General features: G+C 58.6%; 16 protein-coding genes and 1 pseudogene. 15 read left to right on the top strand and 2 right to left on the bottom strand.

The window, feature by feature from the left end:
• Positions 1–7 precede the first annotated feature (7 nt).
• The 8 genes and pseudogenes from ACR0C6_RS02050 to ACR0C6_RS02015 all read left to right on the top strand — a co-directional run bounded on the left by ACR0C6_RS02050 (position 8) and on the right by ACR0C6_RS02015 (position 8732).
• Positions 8–850, top strand: coding sequence for a TRAP transporter small permease subunit (locus tag ACR0C6_RS02050; RefSeq protein ID WP_174829330.1), 843 nt, complete (start codon positions 8–10; stop codon positions 848–850).
• A complete protein-coding gene (locus tag ACR0C6_RS02045) occupies positions 850–2472 on the top strand; it encodes a TRAP transporter large permease (protein ID WP_171227998.1) in 1623 nt (540 codons plus the stop codon). Before ACR0C6_RS02050 ends, ACR0C6_RS02045 begins: the two co-directional genes overlap by 1 nt.
• 10 nt (positions 2473–2482) lie before the next feature.
• Positions 2483–3433 (top strand): phytanoyl-CoA dioxygenase family protein, encoded by a 951-nt coding sequence (locus ACR0C6_RS02040; protein WP_480445590.1) that lies wholly within the window; start codon positions 2483–2485, stop codon positions 3431–3433.
• A gap of 24 nt (positions 3434–3457) precedes the next feature.
• On the top strand, positions 3458–4960 hold the full coding sequence (locus ACR0C6_RS02035) for a UxaA family hydrolase (protein ID WP_480445592.1): 1503 nt from the start codon (positions 3458–3460) through the stop codon (positions 4958–4960).
• Positions 4957–5961 (top strand): Gfo/Idh/MocA family protein, encoded by a 1005-nt coding sequence (locus ACR0C6_RS02030; protein ID WP_480618081.1) that lies wholly within the window; start codon positions 4957–4959, stop codon positions 5959–5961. Before ACR0C6_RS02035 ends, ACR0C6_RS02030 begins: the two co-directional genes overlap by 4 nt.
• A 102-nt stretch (positions 5962–6063) precedes the next feature.
• Positions 6064–6987, top strand: a pseudogene (locus ACR0C6_RS02025) (NAD(P)-dependent oxidoreductase); the annotation flags it as partial.
• 3 nt (positions 6988–6990) lie between these two features.
• Positions 6991–7872, top strand: a complete 882-nt coding sequence (locus ACR0C6_RS02020) for a DMT family transporter (protein WP_480618080.1) — start codon at positions 6991–6993, stop codon at positions 7870–7872.
• A complete protein-coding gene (locus tag ACR0C6_RS02015; RefSeq protein ID WP_480618078.1) occupies positions 7869–8732 on the top strand; it encodes a sugar kinase in 864 nt (287 codons plus the stop codon). Before ACR0C6_RS02020 ends, ACR0C6_RS02015 begins: the two co-directional genes overlap by 4 nt.
• On the opposite strand, the gene ACR0C6_RS02010 is transcribed toward ACR0C6_RS02015, so the two are convergent.
• A complete protein-coding gene (locus tag ACR0C6_RS02010) occupies positions 8719–9915 on the bottom strand; it encodes a mannitol dehydrogenase family protein (RefSeq protein ID WP_480618076.1) in 1197 nt (398 codons plus the stop codon). The two genes, ACR0C6_RS02015 and ACR0C6_RS02010, sit on opposite strands and share 14 nt — an antisense overlap.
• Positions 9916–11259, bottom strand: a complete 1344-nt coding sequence (gene uxaC, locus ACR0C6_RS02005) for a glucuronate isomerase (RefSeq protein WP_480618075.1) — start codon at positions 11257–11259, stop codon at positions 9916–9918.
• A 123-nt stretch (positions 11260–11382) separates the two neighbouring features.
• Here uxaC and ACR0C6_RS02000 point away from each other — a divergent pair, with 123 nt between their 5' ends.
• The 7 genes from ACR0C6_RS02000 (at position 11383) to ACR0C6_RS01970 (ending at position 18146) form a co-directional block, all read left to right on the top strand.
• Positions 11383–12399 carry a Gfo/Idh/MocA family protein gene (locus ACR0C6_RS02000; RefSeq protein WP_480618074.1) on the top strand — a complete coding sequence of 339 codons (1017 nt, stop codon included), beginning with the start codon at positions 11383–11385 and terminating at the stop codon, positions 12397–12399.
• A complete protein-coding gene (locus ACR0C6_RS01995) occupies positions 12396–13397 on the top strand; it encodes a Gfo/Idh/MocA family protein (protein WP_480618073.1) in 1002 nt (333 codons plus the stop codon). The genes ACR0C6_RS02000 and ACR0C6_RS01995 overlap by 4 nt, the downstream gene beginning before the upstream one ends.
• Positions 13394–14446 carry a Gfo/Idh/MocA family protein gene (locus ACR0C6_RS01990; protein WP_480445607.1) on the top strand — a complete coding sequence of 351 codons (1053 nt, stop codon included), beginning with the start codon at positions 13394–13396 and terminating at the stop codon, positions 14444–14446. The genes ACR0C6_RS01995 and ACR0C6_RS01990 overlap by 4 nt, the downstream gene beginning before the upstream one ends.
• Positions 14443–15624: a mannonate dehydratase gene (gene uxuA, locus ACR0C6_RS01985; protein WP_480445608.1), complete on the top strand. Its 1182-nt coding sequence runs from the start codon at positions 14443–14445 to the stop codon at positions 15622–15624. The genes ACR0C6_RS01990 and uxuA overlap by 4 nt, the downstream gene beginning before the upstream one ends.
• Positions 15625–15848: 224 nt before the next feature.
• The gene (locus tag ACR0C6_RS01980) at positions 15849–16739 is read left to right on the top strand and encodes an NAD(P)-dependent oxidoreductase (protein WP_480618072.1); all 891 of its coding nucleotides are present in this window, start codon (positions 15849–15851) and stop codon (positions 16737–16739) included.
• Positions 16740–16750: 11 nt separating this feature from the next.
• Positions 16751–17614 (top strand): sugar phosphate isomerase/epimerase family protein, encoded by an 864-nt coding sequence (locus ACR0C6_RS01975; RefSeq protein WP_480445612.1) that lies wholly within the window; start codon positions 16751–16753, stop codon positions 17612–17614.
• A gap of 112 nt (positions 17615–17726) precedes the next feature.
• On the top strand, positions 17727–18146 hold the full coding sequence (locus ACR0C6_RS01970) for a secondary thiamine-phosphate synthase enzyme YjbQ (RefSeq protein ID WP_480445614.1): 420 nt from the start codon (positions 17727–17729) through the stop codon (positions 18144–18146).
• Position 18147: the final 1 nt, after the last annotated feature.

Genomic DNA, 18147 nt, shown 5'->3' with positions numbered 1-18147 from the left:
TTACGCGATGCACAAGAATTCAGGCGGACCAATTGAATGGCTCATACCGTTGGCCTTCGTCGCGACTGCCAGTTGGCTTGTTTGGCATCTTCCAGCATTCCTGTTGGATTGGCTGCCTTACACCTCTGAATCCCTCAAAAGTCAGGTAACGGAAATATATCTACGCAGCGACGTCACGCCCGAATTGCCTGGTGTGTTCGGGGGGTTTGTCGACATCATCGACGTGGCTGCGCTCGTCCTTCTGCCGTTTCTTGCAGTGATTGGTACAAAGACCGTGCGCCCGGCGACGATGGAGTTCGAAGGCTCGACGGTTATGGATCGTTTCGCCCTGTTCATCGGCCGAGTTACGATGATGATGATCGCAATCATGACTGTCGTCATGCTCTACGAAGTCTTCATGCGCTATATCCTTGAGAAGCCGACCGAGTGGGCCAACGAAATGACACTTTGGTTCGCCAGCTTTGTGTTTTTGATGTCTGGCTACTACGCCATGCAGCAACGCAGTCACATACGAATATTCCTGCTTTACGACGCAGTTCCACGTTGGCTTCAGCGCGTTTTTGACACGGTTTCAACAATACTGATCGTCCTGTTTGCCTTCTTTCTGGTCTACGGCAGTTACAAACAGGTGTTCGTCAACAAGCTCTATAAATGGGAGCTTTACGGCTCCGCCTTCAATCCTCCGATCCCGGCGACGTTGCAGCCGATGGTACTGATCGTGATTACGCTTGTCGCAATGCAGGCAATTTTGAACTTGGTCGCGGATTGGAACAAAGAACCGGAAATCCACACAGATGAACCGGACGAGGACGAAATTGAAATGATCAAACGGGCGGTGGGACAAGACTGATGGATATTGGAACAATCTCACTCATCCTGATGGTCGCCCTGATCATTCTCCTGGCGATCGGGATGCCCCTGGGTCTGGCCTCGGCTTCGCTTGCGGTTCTGGTTCTTGTCCTGAAGTTCGAACCGACACTCCTTTTGAACCCGTTTTCATTCGGCGACGGGATTCTCACCGGGCGGCCAGGCACTGGGCCGCTCTACATCCTGGCGCAAAAAATATACGGGCTCTTAACGGACTACGTGCTTATATCCGTGCCATTGTTTATCTTCATGGCGTCGCTGCTAGAGCGGTCCGGGATCGCGCGCGACATGTATTCGTCGCTGAATGTCTGGCTGTCCAGAACACGGGGCGGTATCGCGATCGTGACTTCGATCATGGCAGTGATCATGGCGGCCATGTCCGGCATCATCGGCGGTGAGGTTGTCCTGCTGGGCCTGATCGCCCTGCCCCAGATGCTGCGCCTCGGTTATGATCAGAACCTCGCGATCGGCGTCATCTGCGCCTCGGGGTCGCTGGGTACAATGATCCCGCCTTCGATCGTTCTGATCATCTATGGGCTGATCACCGAAACCTCGATCAAGTCGCTGTTCACCGCATCTTTCATTCCCGGCTTCATGCTGGCCTCGATGATCATCCTGTACATCATCATTCGCACGCGGCTGAATCCTCACCACGCGCCGCTGCCGGAGCCGGACCCGAGCGACCCCGAACCGGCCGAAAAGCGCAAACTGTTTGCGGCCTTCATGAGCATCGTCGTCGCTGGGTTTTCTACTGTTCTTTTTATCCGGGCCGCGTTTTTCGAGCTTTCCGGCTCGAACGCTGCCAGCCAGGGCGAGCCCGCACGGCTGGGTACGGCTGACTACCTGCCCTGGTTTGCCGGCATCACGATCATCGCGCTACTGCTGATCTTCTTCGTCTTTGGCAGACAGCGCGCCAAAATCGGGTGGGAAATGGGCAAAGGTCTCGTCGCGCCGCTGGTCGTCATCGGCGTCGTACTCGGCTCGATCTATGGCGGGATCACCGGCATCACCGAGGCTGCAGGCATGGGCGCCTTCGCCGTTCTAATCATCGCCATCCTGCGGGGCGAAGGATCGTTCGAGCTGGTTTGGGACAGCTTGATGCGGACGCTCAAATCCACAGGCACCATCATATGGGTCACCATCGGGGCCGCCGCGCTGGCGGGTGCCTACACCATTGCCGGCGGACCCCAATACGTGGCCGACCTGATCGTCGGGCAAGACCTGCCGACCATGCTGGTCATTCTGGTAATGATGCTGATCCTGCTGTTCATGGGCGCGTTCATGGATTGGGTCGGCATCGTGTTGCTAATCATTCCGGTCTTTCTGCCGATCGTCCTGCGCCTTCCTATCGAGGAAATCGGTCTCATTGGCGAGTTGCAACCGAGTCATGTCGCGATCTGGTTTGGCGTCGTGTTCTGTATGAACATGCAGGTCAGCTTCCTGTCCCCCCCGTTCGGCCCGGCTGCGTTCTATCTTAAGTCGGTGGCCCCGCCGCATATCAGCCTGACGGATATCTTCCGCGGCTTCCTGCCATTCATCGGGATCCAGTTGCTGGCGCTTTCCGTTCTTCTGATCTGGCCGGGCATCATCGCGCTGCTTTTGTGAGGTCGCACACATGCTGACACAAGATCAGATTGGCAAGTTCCAGACCGATGGATACCTCGTGGTCGAGGATGTAATTCCCGGCGATGTCCTGGATCGGGTGCAGTCCGAATACTCGGATGTCCTGAACCGGCTATATGACGGTTGGTACGATAAAGGGCTGGTCAAGGACGAGCCGTCCGGAATGTCCTTCTGGGACAAACTCCTGTCCGCCTATCAGGCCGGTTGCGACTATTTCCAGCCGCTGGACATCTCATTGCCCGGCGACCGGATCATGGCGGACACACCTTTCCATATTGGGCCCGCCGTGTTCGACTTGCTGACGGCCCAACCCATGCTGGACATCGTCGAGCAGTTGATCGGGTCAGAGTTGGTCAGCAATCCGATCCAGCATGTTCGGCTGAAGCCCCCTGCCCTCAAGCTGTCCAAGGACGAGGTGCGGGCGCATATCACCGCAACGGACTGGCATCAGGACCGGGCAGTTGCGTTGGAGGATGCGGACCAGACCGACATGGTCACGGTTTGGATCGCCGTCAACGATGCAACGGTCGAAAACGGCTGCCTGCAAGTGCTGCCAATGGCACAGGACCAATCTATCCTGCCGCATTGTGCGCGGACGCAGACAGGCATAGCCGACGGGTTCATTGACGAAGACCGCGCCCTGCCCCTGCCTGTCAAGGCGGGCGGGATCATCCTGTTTCACCCTCTGACGCCACATGCGTCGCTGGTCAATGAAACGGACCGGTTCCGCTGGTCGTTCGACATCCGCTTCAGTGCAGCAGGCCAACCCACCGGTCGAGATCATTTCCCCAGCTTCATCGCGAGGTCCAGATCGCGCCCCGAAACCGAGCTGCGGGATTGGCGTGTCTGCAAGTCAAATTGGGAGGCGGCGCGGGCAAGGCTGTCCGGGCAGCCGCACATAGATATTCACCGGTGGACATCGGACTCGCCCTTTTGCGCTTAGATTCGGCTGCCAGGAAAGCTGATTATGACTTTTGTACGTTTAGATCGAACGGATAGCGTGGTGGTTGCAACTCGGCTGCTGGGGGCCGGCAGTGTGGTCGAGGATGTCACGACCAATGCGCGCATCCCCTCAGGCCACAAGGTCGCCACGCAGATGATTGTACCGGGCGATCCGGTGAGAAAATATGCCCAGATCATCGGTTACGCGACCCAAATGATCCACCCCGGCGATCATGTGCATACCCACAATGTCGAGTTCCGCAACACCAGCGTGGACTACGAGTATGCGACTGATCACAGGCCTATGAGACCCGCCGCCTCGGTCGATACATTCATGGGCTACCATCGGGGCAACGGTCGGGTCGGTACGCGGAATTACATCGCGGTTCTGACCACCGTGAACTGTTCGGCGACGGCGGCTCGCATGATCGCCAATCACTTCACGCCGGACAAGCTGGCCGAGTATCCAAATGTCGACGGCGTGGTGGCCTTTGTCCACGGAACGGGCTGCGGAATGGCCGATTCAGGCGACGGTTTCGAAGCTCTCCAACGGGTCATGTGGGGGTTTGCCAAACATCCCAATCACGCTGCCGTTCTGATGGTCGGTCTGGGCTGCGAGATGAACCAGATCGACTGGCTGTTGAATGCATATGGGTTGAAACAGAGCCCCACTTTCCAGACGATGAACATCCAGAACATCGCCGGACTGCGCCGGACCGTGGAAATGGGCATTACCAAGATTAATCAGATGCTTCCCATTGCCAATGAGGCACGGCGCAGCGAAGCCCCTGCGTCCGAATTGATGGTTGCGCTGCAATGCGGTGGATCGGACGCCTGGTCCGGAGTGACCGCGAACCCGGCGCTTGGACGCGCCTGCGATCTGTTGGTCGCCCAAGGCGGCACGGGTGTCTTGGCGGAGACGCCCGAAATTTACGGAGCCGAACACCTTTTGACCCGCCGTGCCCTTGATCGCGCAACCGGGGAAAGGCTGATCGGACTGATCGATTGGTGGCAGGACTACACCGCCCGCAATCACGGTTCGATGGACAACAACCCAAGCCCCGGCAACAAACAAGGGGGTTTGACGACCATCCTTGAGAAATCGCTGGGGGCGGCGGCGAAGGGCGGAACCAGCCCTTTGACCGGTGTGTTCAAATACGCCGAACCCATCACCGCAAAGGGCTTCACCTTTATGGACAGCCCCGGATATGACCCAGCCTCGGTGACAGGCCAGATCGCGGCTGGGTGCAACCTTGTGTGCTTCACCACGGGGCGCGGCTCTGCATTTGGATCGAAACCGGCGCCCACGCTTAAAATCGCCACCAATTCGGAATTGGCAGCGCGCATGCCCGAAGACATGGACGTGGATGCAGGCGACATCCTGACCAAAGGCGTCAGCGTCGAAGAAAAAGGACAGGAAATATACCGACGACTGCTCCAAGTCGCCTCGGGCGAGCGAACCAAGTCCGAGGCGCAGGGCTTGGGTGATTACGAGTTCGTTCCCTGGCAGATCGGAGCGGTGATGTGAAACGGATCCTTGTAGCCGGCGGCGGGTTGATAGGTATCCGCCACGTCCGCGCCGTGATCGAGCATCCCGGCTGCACGTTGGTCGGGTTGGCCGATCCAGACGGCTCGATCCAGATCGGCGCGCCGCGTTTTGCCGGTATGGACGAGGTGCGGGACCCGGTGGATGGTGTCATCATCGCGACGCCGACCCGCCTGCATGCCGAACATGGCATTCTGGCCGCATCCCGCGGTTGGCACATGCTGATCGAAAAGCCGGTTGCCGCGTCGGTCGAAGATGCCCTGCGCCTTAAGACGGCCGTTAGCGAGGCCAATGTCCGAAGCCTGGTCGGCCACCACCGGCGGTATCACAGCACCTTGCAGCACCTGAAAAAAGTGATCGAGAACGGTACGATCGGACAAGTCATCAACGTCTCGTTGTTGTGGGCCATGCGTAAACCCGAGAGCTATTTTGAACAGAACTGGCGGACTTCGGATGGCAGCCCGGTCATGATCAACCTGGTGCATGATATCGATGTTCTGCGCTATGTGATCGGAGAAATCTCGGATGTCGTCGCCCTGCCCGGCGCGTCGATCCGCGGATCGGATCGGATAGAAAGCGGCGCGGTCGCGATTGCGTTCGAAAACGGCGCGACGGGCGCCATCAGCTTTGCTGACACCGCGCCCAGTCCCTGGGGGTTTGAAGCCGGAACCGGCGAAAATCCGAACATCGGCACGACCCACCAGGACATGATGTGGATCACGGGAACCAGCGGCGCTGTCAGTTTTCCCTCCATGACCCTGTGGCGCGGAAATGATTGGAGCACTGCGGCCCAAAAAAACCAACTTACACGAACGGAACAGCAACGCGCACCGCTGGAGGCGCAACTGGATCACTTTCTTGACGTGATCGACGGCGCGTCTCCACTGATCGACGTCGAGGATGCGGCCCGGACGCTCGAAGTCACATCAAGGATCGAAATGGAGCTTAAGGCGCGATCAGCTCGAATGCGGGCGCCGGCCTGATGTACATGCGGTCCGGCAATATACCTGCCACTCAAGAACCAGCGATTGTCCTCCGCGGCGAATTAGCATCCAAACCGCGAAACCGCACACGCCAGACACAAGAATGAAAACCAGACACATTCACGGAAAGGGAAACCAATGAGCAAACCATCAATCGGGTTTATCGGCCTGGGTCTCATGGGCGGAGCCATGGTGAGCCGGCTGTTGGACCAGGGATACTCGGTCACCGTGCTGGGAAACCGAGACCGCACACATCTGGACGCCGCCATTGACCGGGGCGCCCGCGAGGCGCAAAACGCCCGGGAGCTGGCTCAGGCCAGCGACATCGTGATGCTGTGCATGGGAACCTCTGAACAGGTCGAAGGCCGTATGCGCGGTGCTGATGGAGTGACCGCGGGACTGAAGCCCGGGGCGATCGTCATCGACTTTGGCACCTCGCTTCCGGGCAGTACACGCGCCTTGGCCGAGGAGGTTGCAGCAGCCGGCGGAAGCTATCTTGATGCGCCGCTTGGCCGGACGCCCTCGCACGCGCTGGAAGGCAAGCTCAACATCATGACGTCCGGCGACAAGGCTGCCTTCGACAAGGCCGAGCCGACACTAAAGGACCTGGGCGAGAACGTCTTTTACCTTGGCCCGGTCGGATCGGGACACACGATCAAACTGATCAACAACTTCTTCGGCATGACGGTCGCGAACGCGATGGCCGAAGCCTTTGCCATGGCCGACATCACCGGTGTTGACCGCAAGCAGCTGTATGACGTAATGGCCGCAGGGCCGCTGCATTCCGGAATGATGGATTTCGTGAAGGCCTACGGTGTCGAGAATGACCCAAACCAGCTGGCCTTTGCCATCAAGAACGCTGCAAAAGACCTTGGTTACTATGATCGAATGGCGCGCGAGGCCGGCGTTAAAAGTGTGATGTCGCAGGGGGCGCTTTCGGCGCTGAACGACGCGCGCGACCACGGTCAGGCGGATGACATGGTCAGCCAGATGGTTGACTACTACGTCAAGCGTTTCAACACCTGATCGATGGGCGTCACCGCCAACCCCACTGCGGACCTGCCGCGCCTTGGCATCGTGCTGATGCTGATGGCGTGGCTGTTCTTTTCGCTGGTGGACCTTGGGGCCAAGTGGTTGGCGTTGGCCGGCGTGCCGGCATTTCAGTTGGCGTTCATGCGCTATGCGGGGCACTTCATGATCTCGGTGGGCGTGATCGCCAAAGGTGGGATTGAGGCCGGCCGGTTCAAAACGGACCATCCATGGCAAGTCATAAGCCGGGCCTTGTTGCTGATCTCGGCGACCGTTTTTAATTTCTATGCCCTGCGGTTTTTGCCTCTGACCGTCGTATCGGCAATCATGTTTTCCAGCCCGGTCATCGTGTGTTTTCTGTCCGTCTTTGTATTGAAAGAAAGCGTGGGCCCATGGCGTTGGGCGGCCATCATCCTCGGTTTTCTGGGGGTGTTGGTTGTCGTGCGGCCGTTTGGTTCGGCCTTTCATCCAACCATGCTGCTGATCGTCTACAACGCCACCGCGTTGGCCCTGTACTCGATCATGACGCGCAGGCTGTCCGGAGTTGTTGCCGTGGACACCATGCAATTCTACCTCGGACTTACCGGGACTGTGGTTCTGTTGCCCTTCGCCCTCTGGTTCTGGGTCCAGCCGGAAAACACCTGGAGCCTGATTGTCCTGATCGGCCTTGGCGTCTTCGGATGGTGCGGACATCAACTTCTGACGAACGCGCATCGATTCGGAACGGCCAACCAGTTGATGCCATTCACCTATTCGTTCCTAGTCTATGTTGCGATTTGGGGTTATCTGTTCTTTAACACGGTACCGGATGCATTCACGTTGGCAGGAGCTGCGCTGATCATGGTCGCCGGGCTAATCATCTGGAAAAGAGAAAAGAAATGACGCGAATTGCCTGCATCGGCGAAGCAATGATCGAATTGTCCATGCTGGAAACCGGCGCACAGGTCGGCGTCGCGGGGGATACGCTGAACACAGCCATCTACATGCGCCGCGCAGCGCCTGACATGCAGGTGGAGTATGTGACATGTCTGGGTGACGACCCGTTTTCGGGGCGCATCGCGGACTTCATCGACAGCCATCGCATCGGGACATCCGGCATCCGCATCATTCCGAACGCCTCTCCTGGATTATACGCAATCACGACATCCGCGGACGGTGAACGCAGCTTTACCTATTGGCGCAGTGAGGCGGCCGCCCGCCAGCTTTTTGCCGATCACGATTTCAGCTCGTTGAACGGTTATGACGTGCTGTACTTGTCAGGTATTTCCGTGGCCATTCTTCCGCATGCGGTTCGGCTTGCGCTTCTGGACTGGCTCGAAGGCTCTTCCGTCCGGTTGGTCTATGACAGCAACTTTCGTCCGCGTCTTTGGGACAGCGTTGAATACGCCCGGCAGATCAACCAACGGCTTTGGCGGCGTGCGGACATTGCCCTGCCATCCATCGACGACGAGATGGCACTGTTCGGGGAAAGCGCGGATCAGGTGGCAGCACGCTTTGCCGTCCATCACGGCATCGGTGCGTTGAAACGCGGAGAGAATGGCCCTCTGTCCATCGGTCAGAACATTGAACAAACCTATGAACCTGCCAAGAGCGTACTGGATACCACAGCAGCGGGCGACAGTTTCAACGGTGGGTACCTCGCGGCCTTGCTGACCGGGAAATCACAGGCCGAGGCCCTGATGGCTGGACACAATCTGGCATCCACCGTTGTTCAGTTCCGCGGCGCCATCATTCCCGGATAAGTGGCGCGAGGTCTTCGGCGCCGACAAGACGCAAAAGCGGCACTAGCGGATCTTGCTGCTTTACCGCCGCGTCAATCTCCGACGCGCAAGGATCATTCAGCGCCCTGCCCTTGGCGGTCTCGGACGTGCAATAGGAAATCCAGGCCCGCACCCCCGCGATCACCGCCTGAGACCCGGTTTCACGGAGTGTGGGAATAAACCGATAGGACAGCTTTTGGCTGCCATCCATCGCTATTTGGTCCAAACGGTGCGCCAGCTCGGGGTTTTCAAACCGGCGCAACAGAGCCTCGGCATAGTCCATGACCTGCGCTTGCAGCGCAGCGGGCAGCGTTGCACCCGCATCCTTCATCAACCCGGAAACCAGCGGGCGCAAGACCGGGTCTCGAACCGCTTCGTGAACGTAGGTCAGGCCCCGCTCCAAACCTGCATAAGCCAACAGGGAATGGGCACCGTTCAACATGCGCAGCTTTCGCATCTCGTGCGGTGCCACATCATCGACCAGTTGCACGCCAGGCCATTCCGGGTGCGGACCGGCGAAATTGTCTTCAATCACCCACTCCGAGAACGCTTCGGTCGGTACGGCCATAGGATCGCCGCAGATTGCGCGAACGGCGTCCGTAGTGGCCGGGGTGATCCGGTCGACCATCGCGTTGGGAAAGCGAACGGCATCCCAATTGACGTCCAGACCGGCTGCATTCGCAAAATCGGAAACGGCCATCTCGAGCGTTTTTCCGTTTTCCATGCGGTTGTCGCAACTCAGCACCGTCACTGGCTTGCGCCGTTCCGCAAGGCCAAAAGCCAGAAACCCGATCAGCGTCGCAGGCCCTTGCCCCGCCAGATCGGCGGCAATCGCCGAGTCCTGGAGGTTCAGCTTGCCCGAGGAGTCCAAATGATAACCTTTCTCGGTCACGGTTGCCGAGATAATTTCGGCATCCGCCATCGCGTCTAATACCGCTGCACGATCCTCGGGCGCGACCAGAACGTCCCGCAGAGCCTTGATGCGCCGGACGCCCTGCCCCTGTACGCACAGGTCGTACTCGAAACCCTGACGGGCCAATCCATCCCGAACCGAGGATGAACGCAGGCTGACGCCGACAACGTCCCATCCGCCCGCTTGATCGGTGTAGTCCAGCAAATGCGCCCGGGCAAAGTTTCCAAGGCCGAAATGAAGAATTGTACCCATTTAGCTTTGCAACCCGTAAACCTGTTTCGCCAGATCAACCGCCAGCAACCGCGCAAGATGCTCGGCACTGTCCCGACTGAAGTAACCGCGCGCAACCTGCCCGGCCAGATGAATCGCTACGCCCCGCCGCCAAAGGTCGTGTCGTGCAGGAATGGACAGAAAGGCTCGCGTGTCGTCATTGAATCCGGCCAAATTGAAATATCCGGCCGTTTCAACAACCTGATCGAAATACCGCGCAATCCCGGCTGGGCTGTCATGGAACCACCAAGGCGGCCCTATCCGAAGGCATGGCCAATGTCCCGCCATCGGGGCCAGTTCACGGGCATAGGTGCTTTCGTCCAGTGTAAACAGAATGATGCGCAGTTCCGCCGTGTTTCCGACCCGGTTCAACAGTGCCTCAAGGCCCGTGACCCAGTCCATCGCTATTGGAATGTCGGCCCCCTTATCCCGTCCGAAGTCCCGCATTACAGCGGGGTTCGTGTTGCGCTTGCTCCCAGCATGTATCTGCATGGTAAGACCATCATCGACAGACATCTGTGCCATTTCGATCAGCATATGCCCATAGAACCGGTGCGCGTCCTGTTCGGTCCCTTCCCGCCGTCTCAGCCGCTGGTACAGCGCATCCGGGTCCTCCAGCCACTCAGTCTGTACGCGTTCGATACCGTGGTCTGTGGCGGTACAACCAAGCTGGATGAAATAAGCCCGCCGCATCCGGAGCGCATCGAGATAGCCATCATAGCTGTCCAGATCGCAGCCTGTCAGCTCGGCCAACTTGTTCAGGTTCTGTACGAACTCCGGATCCGCCCCATCCAAAACCCCGTCTGGGCGGAACGTCGGAACAACCCGCCCGCCCCAACCGCTTGCACGGATCTCCTGATGCTCCACGAGGCCGTCGAGAGCGGAATCCGTGGTGGCCAGAACCTCGATCCCAAACCTGTCGAACAAAGCCCTCGGGCGAAATTCGGGTTGCGCGAGCTTTTCTGAGATCTTTTCATAGATCAGATCAGCCGTGCGCGAAGACAACTCGTCAGACACGCCCAGCGTTTCATGCAGAACGTAGTTCATCCAGATCCGGGATGGCGTTCCCAGAAACAGATGCCAGTGCTCGGCAAAGGCGCGGAACACGGCGCGAGGATCCTTCTTTCGCCCCTCTTCCCCAACGCCAAGTTCGGACAAGGGAACGCCCTGCGAATAAAGCATACGGAAGACGTAGTGGTCAGGAACCACCAACAGCTCTGCCGGGTTGGGAAACGGCGCATCGGTTGCAAACCACCCCGGATCGCAGTGACCATGCGGAGACACGATCGGCAGGTCTTTGATGCACAGATACAGGTCTTCTGCCATCCCATTCAAATTGCCAGTCAATTCTGCCTCCGATACTGCCGCCCGCAATTGTTAACACAGTTTTTAATGGTTGCATCTTTCCCGTTCGAACCCGCAGACTGACCGGGTGATCCGGGGGATTGAATGAATATAGCGTTGATTGGTTTGGGGATGGTTTCTGGCACGCATGTCGCCGCCATTCGGGCATCGGAACAAGGCCTCAGTCTTGCCGGCGTCCTCGGGCACAATCCTGAAAAAACAGCTGAGTTCGCGCGGCGAAACGATACCCGCGCATTCGGCTCGGTCGAGGAAATTGCAAACGACCCAAACGTTGACTTTGCGATCATCGCAACCCCGCCCGATCAGCGCACAGAGTTGGTGCGGGTTCTTTCGACCGCTTCGAAACCGATCCTGATTGAAAAACCCATCGAAAGAACGCTGGACGCCGCGACAGCCATTGTCGAGCAGTGCGAGGTGTTAGGCGTGCCGCTGGGCATCGTCTTTCAGCACCGCGCCCGCGCCGCCTCGCAGGCGCTGAAAGCAGCCATCGAACAGGACGAGTTGGGCCCGATCGCCACGGTCGAAATCCGTGTCCCCTGGTGGCGCGATCAAACCTACTATGACGAACCGGGTCGCGGCACATATGCACGCGACGGTGGCGGCGTCATGATCTCGCAGGCAATCCACACGCTTGACTTAGCGATGTGGATGCTAGGGCCGATCTCGGACATTCAGGCCGTGATGAGAAAAACTCCACTACACGATCTCGAGGCCGAGGATTGGGCAGGTGCCGTCTTTGAAATGTACAGCGGCGCGGTGGGCACGTTGATGGCAACCACCGCCGAATTCCCCGGGGCCGCTGAATCAATCACCATCCAGGGCACGCGCGCCAAGGCGCATCTGGAGTCAGGTGTCCTGACCCTGACCACTTTCGACGGTCATAAATCCACCATTGGCGAAACCGCCGCCACAGGCGGAGGGGCCGATCCCATGGCGTTCACGCATGCGTGGCATCAGACGGTCATCGAGGATTTTGCCAAGGCCGTTTCCAGTGGAACGCTGCCCATGGCCACCGGACGCAGCGCCCTTTTGACACACGCGGTCATAGACGCGATGCAGATCGCCAATCAAACCGGCCAGAAAACACGGGTCATCTCATGAGCCTGACCTGCGTCGCCCTTGGCCTGGACCACCGCCATATCTATGGCATGACAGAAAACATGCGCAAAATCGGCGTGGACTGCGTTGGCTATTGGACACAAGGCGATCCGGAAACGCTGGTGGGCTACGTCAAAAGGTTTCCCGATATTCCGCGGCTGGCCCGACTGGAAGACGCCCTGACCTGCGGGGCGGATCTCGCGCTGATTTCGGCAATACCGGCAGATAGGGCCGCGTTGACGATCCGCGCCATGCAGAATGGCATGGATGTCATGAGCGACAAGCCGGGCTGCACGACGTTCGAACAACTCGAGCAAATCAAGCAAACGGTCGCGGACACCGGTCGCATCTGGTCGGTGAACTTCTCCGAACGGTTCGAAACGCCCGTCAGCACCCGGGCGACCGAGTTGGTCGAGGCCGGTGCCATCGGGCGCGTGATCCAGACGGTCGGACTTGGCCCACACCGATTGAACCGGGCGACCCGGCCAGAATGGTTTTTTCAGCGTGACCGCTATGGCGGCATTCTGACCGACATCGCCTCTCATCAGATTGATCAGTTCCTGCACTACACGGGTTCGAAAACCGCAGAAATCACGAACGCCTATGTGGCGAACTATGCAAACCCTCAAGATCCCGGACTGCAGGATTTCGGCGAGGTCAATCTGCGCAGTGAGGATGGCACCGGGTACATCAGGGTTGACTGGTTCACGCCGGAGGCCTTGCCGAACTGGGGGGATGGTCGTCTGACGATCCTGGGCACCGAAGGATTTATCGAGTTGCGGAAATACGTCGATGTGGGTGGAGCACCGGGGACAGATCATCTGATCCTCGTCAATGGTGAAACCTGCCAAAAGATCGACGCATCCGACGCCGGCCTTCCATACTTTGCGCGCCTGGCCGATGACATTCGCAACCGGACCGAAACTGCGATGTCGCAGACCCACTGCTTTACGGTCATGGAACTGGCACTGTACGCGCAGGAAATGGCGGAACGCAGATGATCAACGTTGCGATCCTTGGCGCAGGTATCGGTGCGCAACATCTGAGCGCACTGGAACGGCTTGACCGTACTTTCCGGGTAACCGCCGTGGTCGACCAAAATAAGGACCGGATCGACCAGATCCGGCAGAACTCGGATTTTCGAGCACTGACCAATATTCAGGACGCGCTGGATGATCCGGCGATTGATGTCATCGACATCTGCTTACCGCCGCATCTGCATGTACCATCCACGCTCGCGGCACTGGCCGCAGGTAAACACGTTGTCTGCGAAAAGCCTCTTGCGAATTCGATGCGGGATGTGGATCGGATCACGGCAGCCGCACGCGACGCGGGCAAGGAGGTGTTTCCGGTTTTTCAATACCGGTGGGGACCGTCACTGGCCCAATTGCGCCACTTGCAACGCACAGGCCTGACCGGAGCGGTCCAAACTGCCGCGCTTGAAACCCATTGGTCCCGAGGGGCAGACTATTACGCGGTGCCGTGGCGGGGAACATGGGCGGGTGAACGCGGCGGCGCGGTGCTGGGCCACGCCATCCACAACCATGATCTGCTGACTCATATTGCGGGTGATATCGCCTGGGTGTCTGCGATGACCACAACGCGGGTCAACCCGATCGAGACCGAAGACTGCGCCGCAATCTGCTTCGGCATGACTTCCGGCGCTTTGTGCACAAGCAATATCACCTTGGGCGCAGCCACGGACGAAACCCGCCTGCGGTTCGTCTTTGAAAAGGTGACTGCCACTTCTGGCACCGAACCTTACGCTCCGGGTCAAACGCCCTGGACATTCGTCGCGCGGGACCCTGTGGATCAATCCGCTATCGACGAGGCCCTTGCAGCCGCCGCTGCCGAACCAACGGGGTTCGAAGGGTTCTTTACTGAAATCGGCAAGGCGCTGCGGTCCGAGGCAAATTCGGCCGTTACGTTGAAGGATGGCGCTGCGTCCATCGGCCTTGTGACGGCGATTTATCACGCGGCGCGCACCGGGCAGCGCGTTGCTCTTCCTATCAGGCCTGATCACCCGCTGTATGAAGGATGGCTGCCATGAAACAATGCTGGCGTTGGTTCGGACCCGATGATCCGATCGCCCTGGCCGATCTCCATCAGGTCGGGGTTCAGGGCATCGTCACCGCGCTGCATCACATCCCTCCGGGACAGCCCTGGGATGAACCAAGCATAGCCGACCGGCAGGCCGTTCTGGCCGCGGCCGGGTACAGTTGGGACGTTGTCGAAAGCCTGCCCGTCTCCGAGGCGATAAAGACACAGTCCGAAGACATGGCCGAACATCTGAAGGCGTACAAATCCAGCCTTCGGGCCCTGTCCGCCCGTGGCGTCAAAGTCGTTTGCTACAACTTCATGCCGATCCTGGATTGGACGCGCACCGCCCTTCGCGCCCCGCAGCCGCATGGCGGAACGGCCATGCTGTTCGACCTGACCGACTTTGCTGTATTTGACATACATATTCTCGAACGTCCGGGCGCGCCCGAAGACTATTCCAGCGCCGTCCAGCAAACGGCCAAGGATCGCTTCTTGCACATGTTGGATGAATCCAAAGCCCAGTTACAGCACAATGTCACTGCGGGATTGCCCGGCGCCAACGATCAGTGGAGCGTGCAGGACGTGCGCGCTTTGTTGCAGACATATGCGCATATCGACCGTGACCGGCTGCGCGCAAACCTCATCGATTTCCTGTCCGAGGTCGCTCCGGTGGCCCAAGAACTGGGGCTGCGCTTGTGCTGCCATCCTGATGACCCGCCATTCTCGTTGCTTGGCCTGCCGCGGATCATGTCCAGGTCCGATGACTACGGCGCCGTTTTGGATGCCGTCGATATACCGTCGAATGGCGCAACGTTGTGTACCGGGTCCCTGGGTGTTTCCCCGGAATTCGATGGGCCGGATTTCGTGCGCCGGCATGGCGGCCGGATTCACTTTGTTCACTTGCGAAATACCCAACGCATCGCGGGGTCGGACAGACAGAAGCCGGATTTCTATGAGGCTCCGCATCTGGAGGGCGACACCGACATGGTCGGCACAATTCGCGAGTTGATGAACGAACAGCGCCGCCGCAAATCCCAAGGGCGTCGCGACTGGCAAATTCCGATGCGGCCCGACCACGGACAAGAACTGCTGAGCGATCTGGGTGGACACAGTACTCCCGGCTATCCGTTGATCGGGCGTATGCGCGGGCTTGCGGAACTGCGCGGCATCATGGCGGCGTTCTCGTAATGCGTCGGATCAGGCGGTTTCTTTTCGCCCGCAACACTTCTATGCTTGCCTGGGCGCCGCATTCTTCGTTTAATTACGGTACGTAAACGGGCAGCGGGGTGTCTTCCGGACTCGCCCGACGTCTGTTCAAGACGCGTGAAACTCCCGCGAAAACCGATGCGATTAGGCATCATTTTTCGAAACGCCTGCCATACGGCAACGGCGAAATATCGGGAGGAGCCCAAATGAATACTGCAGGCGTAATAGGTCTTGGCGACATGGGCAGCGGCCTTGCCAAGAACCTGATCAAGAATGGCTTCGAAACATCAGGTTTCGACCTGAGCGAGACGCGCATGACGGCATTTGCTGACATGGGCGGCCGACCCAAGGACAGCGTGGGACAGGTCGGTCGACACGCCGCCAGTGTGTTTGTCATGGTAATGAACGGAGATCAGGCCCGCGATGTCATTCTGGGTGAAAACGGGCTGGTTGCGAACATGGCCAAAGGCGGAACGGTCATCCTGTCGGCGACCATTACCCCGGCCGAAGCCCGCGCCATCGGGCAGGATATGGAAGGCTCAGGCATACATCTGATCGACACGCCGGTCTCAGGTGGGTTTCCCGGCGCGCAGAACGGCACATTGACGATGATGGCTGCCGGTGCTGTGGATGTGCTGGACCGAAACGCCGAAGTCATGCAGGCAGTGTCTGCAACAATTCATCGAGTCGGAGAAAACGCTGGCGACGGGCAAACCGTGAAAGCCTGCCTGCAATCCCTGATCGGATCGATCTTTTCCGCCACATTCGAGGCTGCGGCCCTGGCGGCCAAAGCCGGTGTCAGCGGTCAAGCATTGCTTGACGTGTTCTCATCCTCCAGCGCGGGGTGCGGTGTGGTGAATACCGCCCTTGAAAACATCATTGATCGCAAGTTCGAGGCTACCGGCAGCCACATCGCAACCATGCACAAGGACCTGACGATCTCTCTGGCAGTGGCCGGTGCATTGGGTGTTCCGATGCACACAGCCTCGTCCGCAATGCAGATCTTTCACGCCGGAAAAACCAAATACCCGAACGGCGACAATTGGGTGTGTACGCGCGTCATCGAAGAGATCGTTGGCGCAGAATTGCATCGCTGAGGGGGCTGAACATGAAACTAGGTGTGATTTGCGACGGCATTTCCCGCGATTTGCGGCATGCCGTGGACGTTATGGACGAATTCGGTCTGGACTATGCAGAGCTTCAGTTCGTTGGCGACACCGAGGTCGGGGACCACTCCCCGCAGCAAATTGCCGAGATCGACGCGCTCTTGCGCGACCGGGGCAAGCCTGTGTCCTGTCTGTCGCGTCATATCTTTGCCGGGATGACAGCTGCCAACAGGTCCGGTGACGACCTGCACACTCGGCACATGGACGCCTTGAAACGCGTAATCGACATGGCGCATGTTGTTGGTTCTCCGCTGGTTCGGATCATGACCCAACGAAAAGAGCAGATACTCTGGGGAAAAAACGGCGCCGAAAAGTGGAATGTAGCACATGGGGTATGGGACTCGATGCCTCCGTTAATCGCGCCAGCGGTTGAACTGGCAAGGGCCGAGGGCGTGACGTTAGTCGTAGAAACCGGAAACGGCACCCTGGTCAACTCCAACTATACAGCCCGCAAGCTGATTGACGAGTTGGACGCAAAAGATGCTTTGAAGGTGCTGTGGGACCCCGGAAACAACTGCTGGTGCCATGAACTGGCATATCCGGACGGTTATGAAGAGTTGCGCGGTGGTTATCTGGGTCACATTCACATCAAGGACGTAAAGGTCGACACACCGCGGGCAACGCTGGAAGTGCGCCGCATAGGGGAAGGTCAGCTTGCGCCTCTGTTCCAACCCATCGCGGGCGCGCTCCGATCCGACAGCTATGATGGCGTCATTTCCTTCGAGAGTGTTTATCACCCCGGCAACGGAAATTTCGAAGAAGGGTTTCGTCTGTGTGTAGACAGGTTCAAGAGCCTGTTTGCATGAATGAAGCGCTAATGTACGTTATAAATCATACACTTGAGCCTCATGGTTGCGTGCCGAATGGGGTGCGGGTAGCTGGGCGCATTCGCGCAAGATCAAGGAAAGGGTCTGATGGATGAAGCAAGAGTTTTTTGAGCTGTCCATTGAAACGCCCGGCAAATCGCTCACCGACATCAGCGGGATTGTTCAGCGTGTGGTGTCCGAACATAGATTTGGCTCGGGTCTGCTGACCCTTTGGTGCGTCCACACAGGTGCCGCGCTGTTGGTGCAAGCCAATGCCGATCCCGAAGTGGTCAAGGATATCGAGACGTTCTTCGAGAAAATCGTACCCAAGTCACCAGGGAAGTATCACCACCGCCCGACCGAAGACGACAACGCCCCGTCGCATCTGCGGGCGCTGTTGACGCAAACTCAGGTATCGATCCCGGTCGAACAGGGGCAGCTTCCGCTGGGCCGCGTGCAAAGCCTGTACCTGTTCGAACATCGCGAGGCACCTAAAACCCGCCGATTGAAGGTGCACTACATCGGGGATTGAT

This window comes from Ruegeria sp. AL12, assembly GCF_056540885.1.
The sequence above is the reverse complement of the archived record's forward strand: the minus strand, read 5'-3'. Positions and strand labels throughout refer to the sequence as shown.

Excerpts from the sequence above, each read along its gene's own strand:
- ACR0C6_RS02050 (WP_174829330.1), top strand. The coding sequence starts at position 8 with ATGCACAAGAATTCAGGCGGACCAATTGAATGGCTCATACCGTTGGCC.
- ACR0C6_RS02045 (WP_171227998.1), top strand. The coding sequence starts at position 850 with ATGGATATTGGAACAATCTCACTCATCCTGATGGTCGCCCTGATCATT.
- ACR0C6_RS02040 (WP_480445590.1), top strand. The coding sequence starts at position 2,483 with ATGCTGACACAAGATCAGATTGGCAAGTTCCAGACCGATGGATACCTC.
- ACR0C6_RS02035 (WP_480445592.1), top strand. The coding sequence starts at position 3,458 with ATGACTTTTGTACGTTTAGATCGAACGGATAGCGTGGTGGTTGCAACT.
- ACR0C6_RS02020 (WP_480618080.1), top strand. The coding sequence starts at position 6,991 with ATGGGCGTCACCGCCAACCCCACTGCGGACCTGCCGCGCCTTGGCATC.
- ACR0C6_RS02015 (WP_480618078.1), top strand. The coding sequence starts at position 7,869 with ATGACGCGAATTGCCTGCATCGGCGAAGCAATGATCGAATTGTCCATG.
- ACR0C6_RS02010 (WP_480618076.1), bottom strand. The coding sequence starts at position 9,915 with ATGGGTACAATTCTTCATTTCGGCCTTGGAAACTTTGCCCGGGCGCAT.
- uxaC (WP_480618075.1), bottom strand. The coding sequence starts at position 11,259 with ATGGCAGAAGACCTGTATCTGTGCATCAAAGACCTGCCGATCGTGTCT.
- ACR0C6_RS02000 (WP_480618074.1), top strand. The coding sequence starts at position 11,383 with ATGAATATAGCGTTGATTGGTTTGGGGATGGTTTCTGGCACGCATGTC.
- ACR0C6_RS01995 (WP_480618073.1), top strand. The coding sequence starts at position 12,396 with ATGAGCCTGACCTGCGTCGCCCTTGGCCTGGACCACCGCCATATCTAT.
- ACR0C6_RS01990 (WP_480445607.1), top strand. The coding sequence starts at position 13,394 with ATGATCAACGTTGCGATCCTTGGCGCAGGTATCGGTGCGCAACATCTG.
- uxuA (WP_480445608.1), top strand. The coding sequence starts at position 14,443 with ATGAAACAATGCTGGCGTTGGTTCGGACCCGATGATCCGATCGCCCTG.
- ACR0C6_RS01980 (WP_480618072.1), top strand. The coding sequence starts at position 15,849 with ATGAATACTGCAGGCGTAATAGGTCTTGGCGACATGGGCAGCGGCCTT.
- ACR0C6_RS01975 (WP_480445612.1), top strand. The coding sequence starts at position 16,751 with ATGAAACTAGGTGTGATTTGCGACGGCATTTCCCGCGATTTGCGGCAT.
- ACR0C6_RS01970 (WP_480445614.1), top strand. The coding sequence starts at position 17,727 with ATGAAGCAAGAGTTTTTTGAGCTGTCCATTGAAACGCCCGGCAAATCG.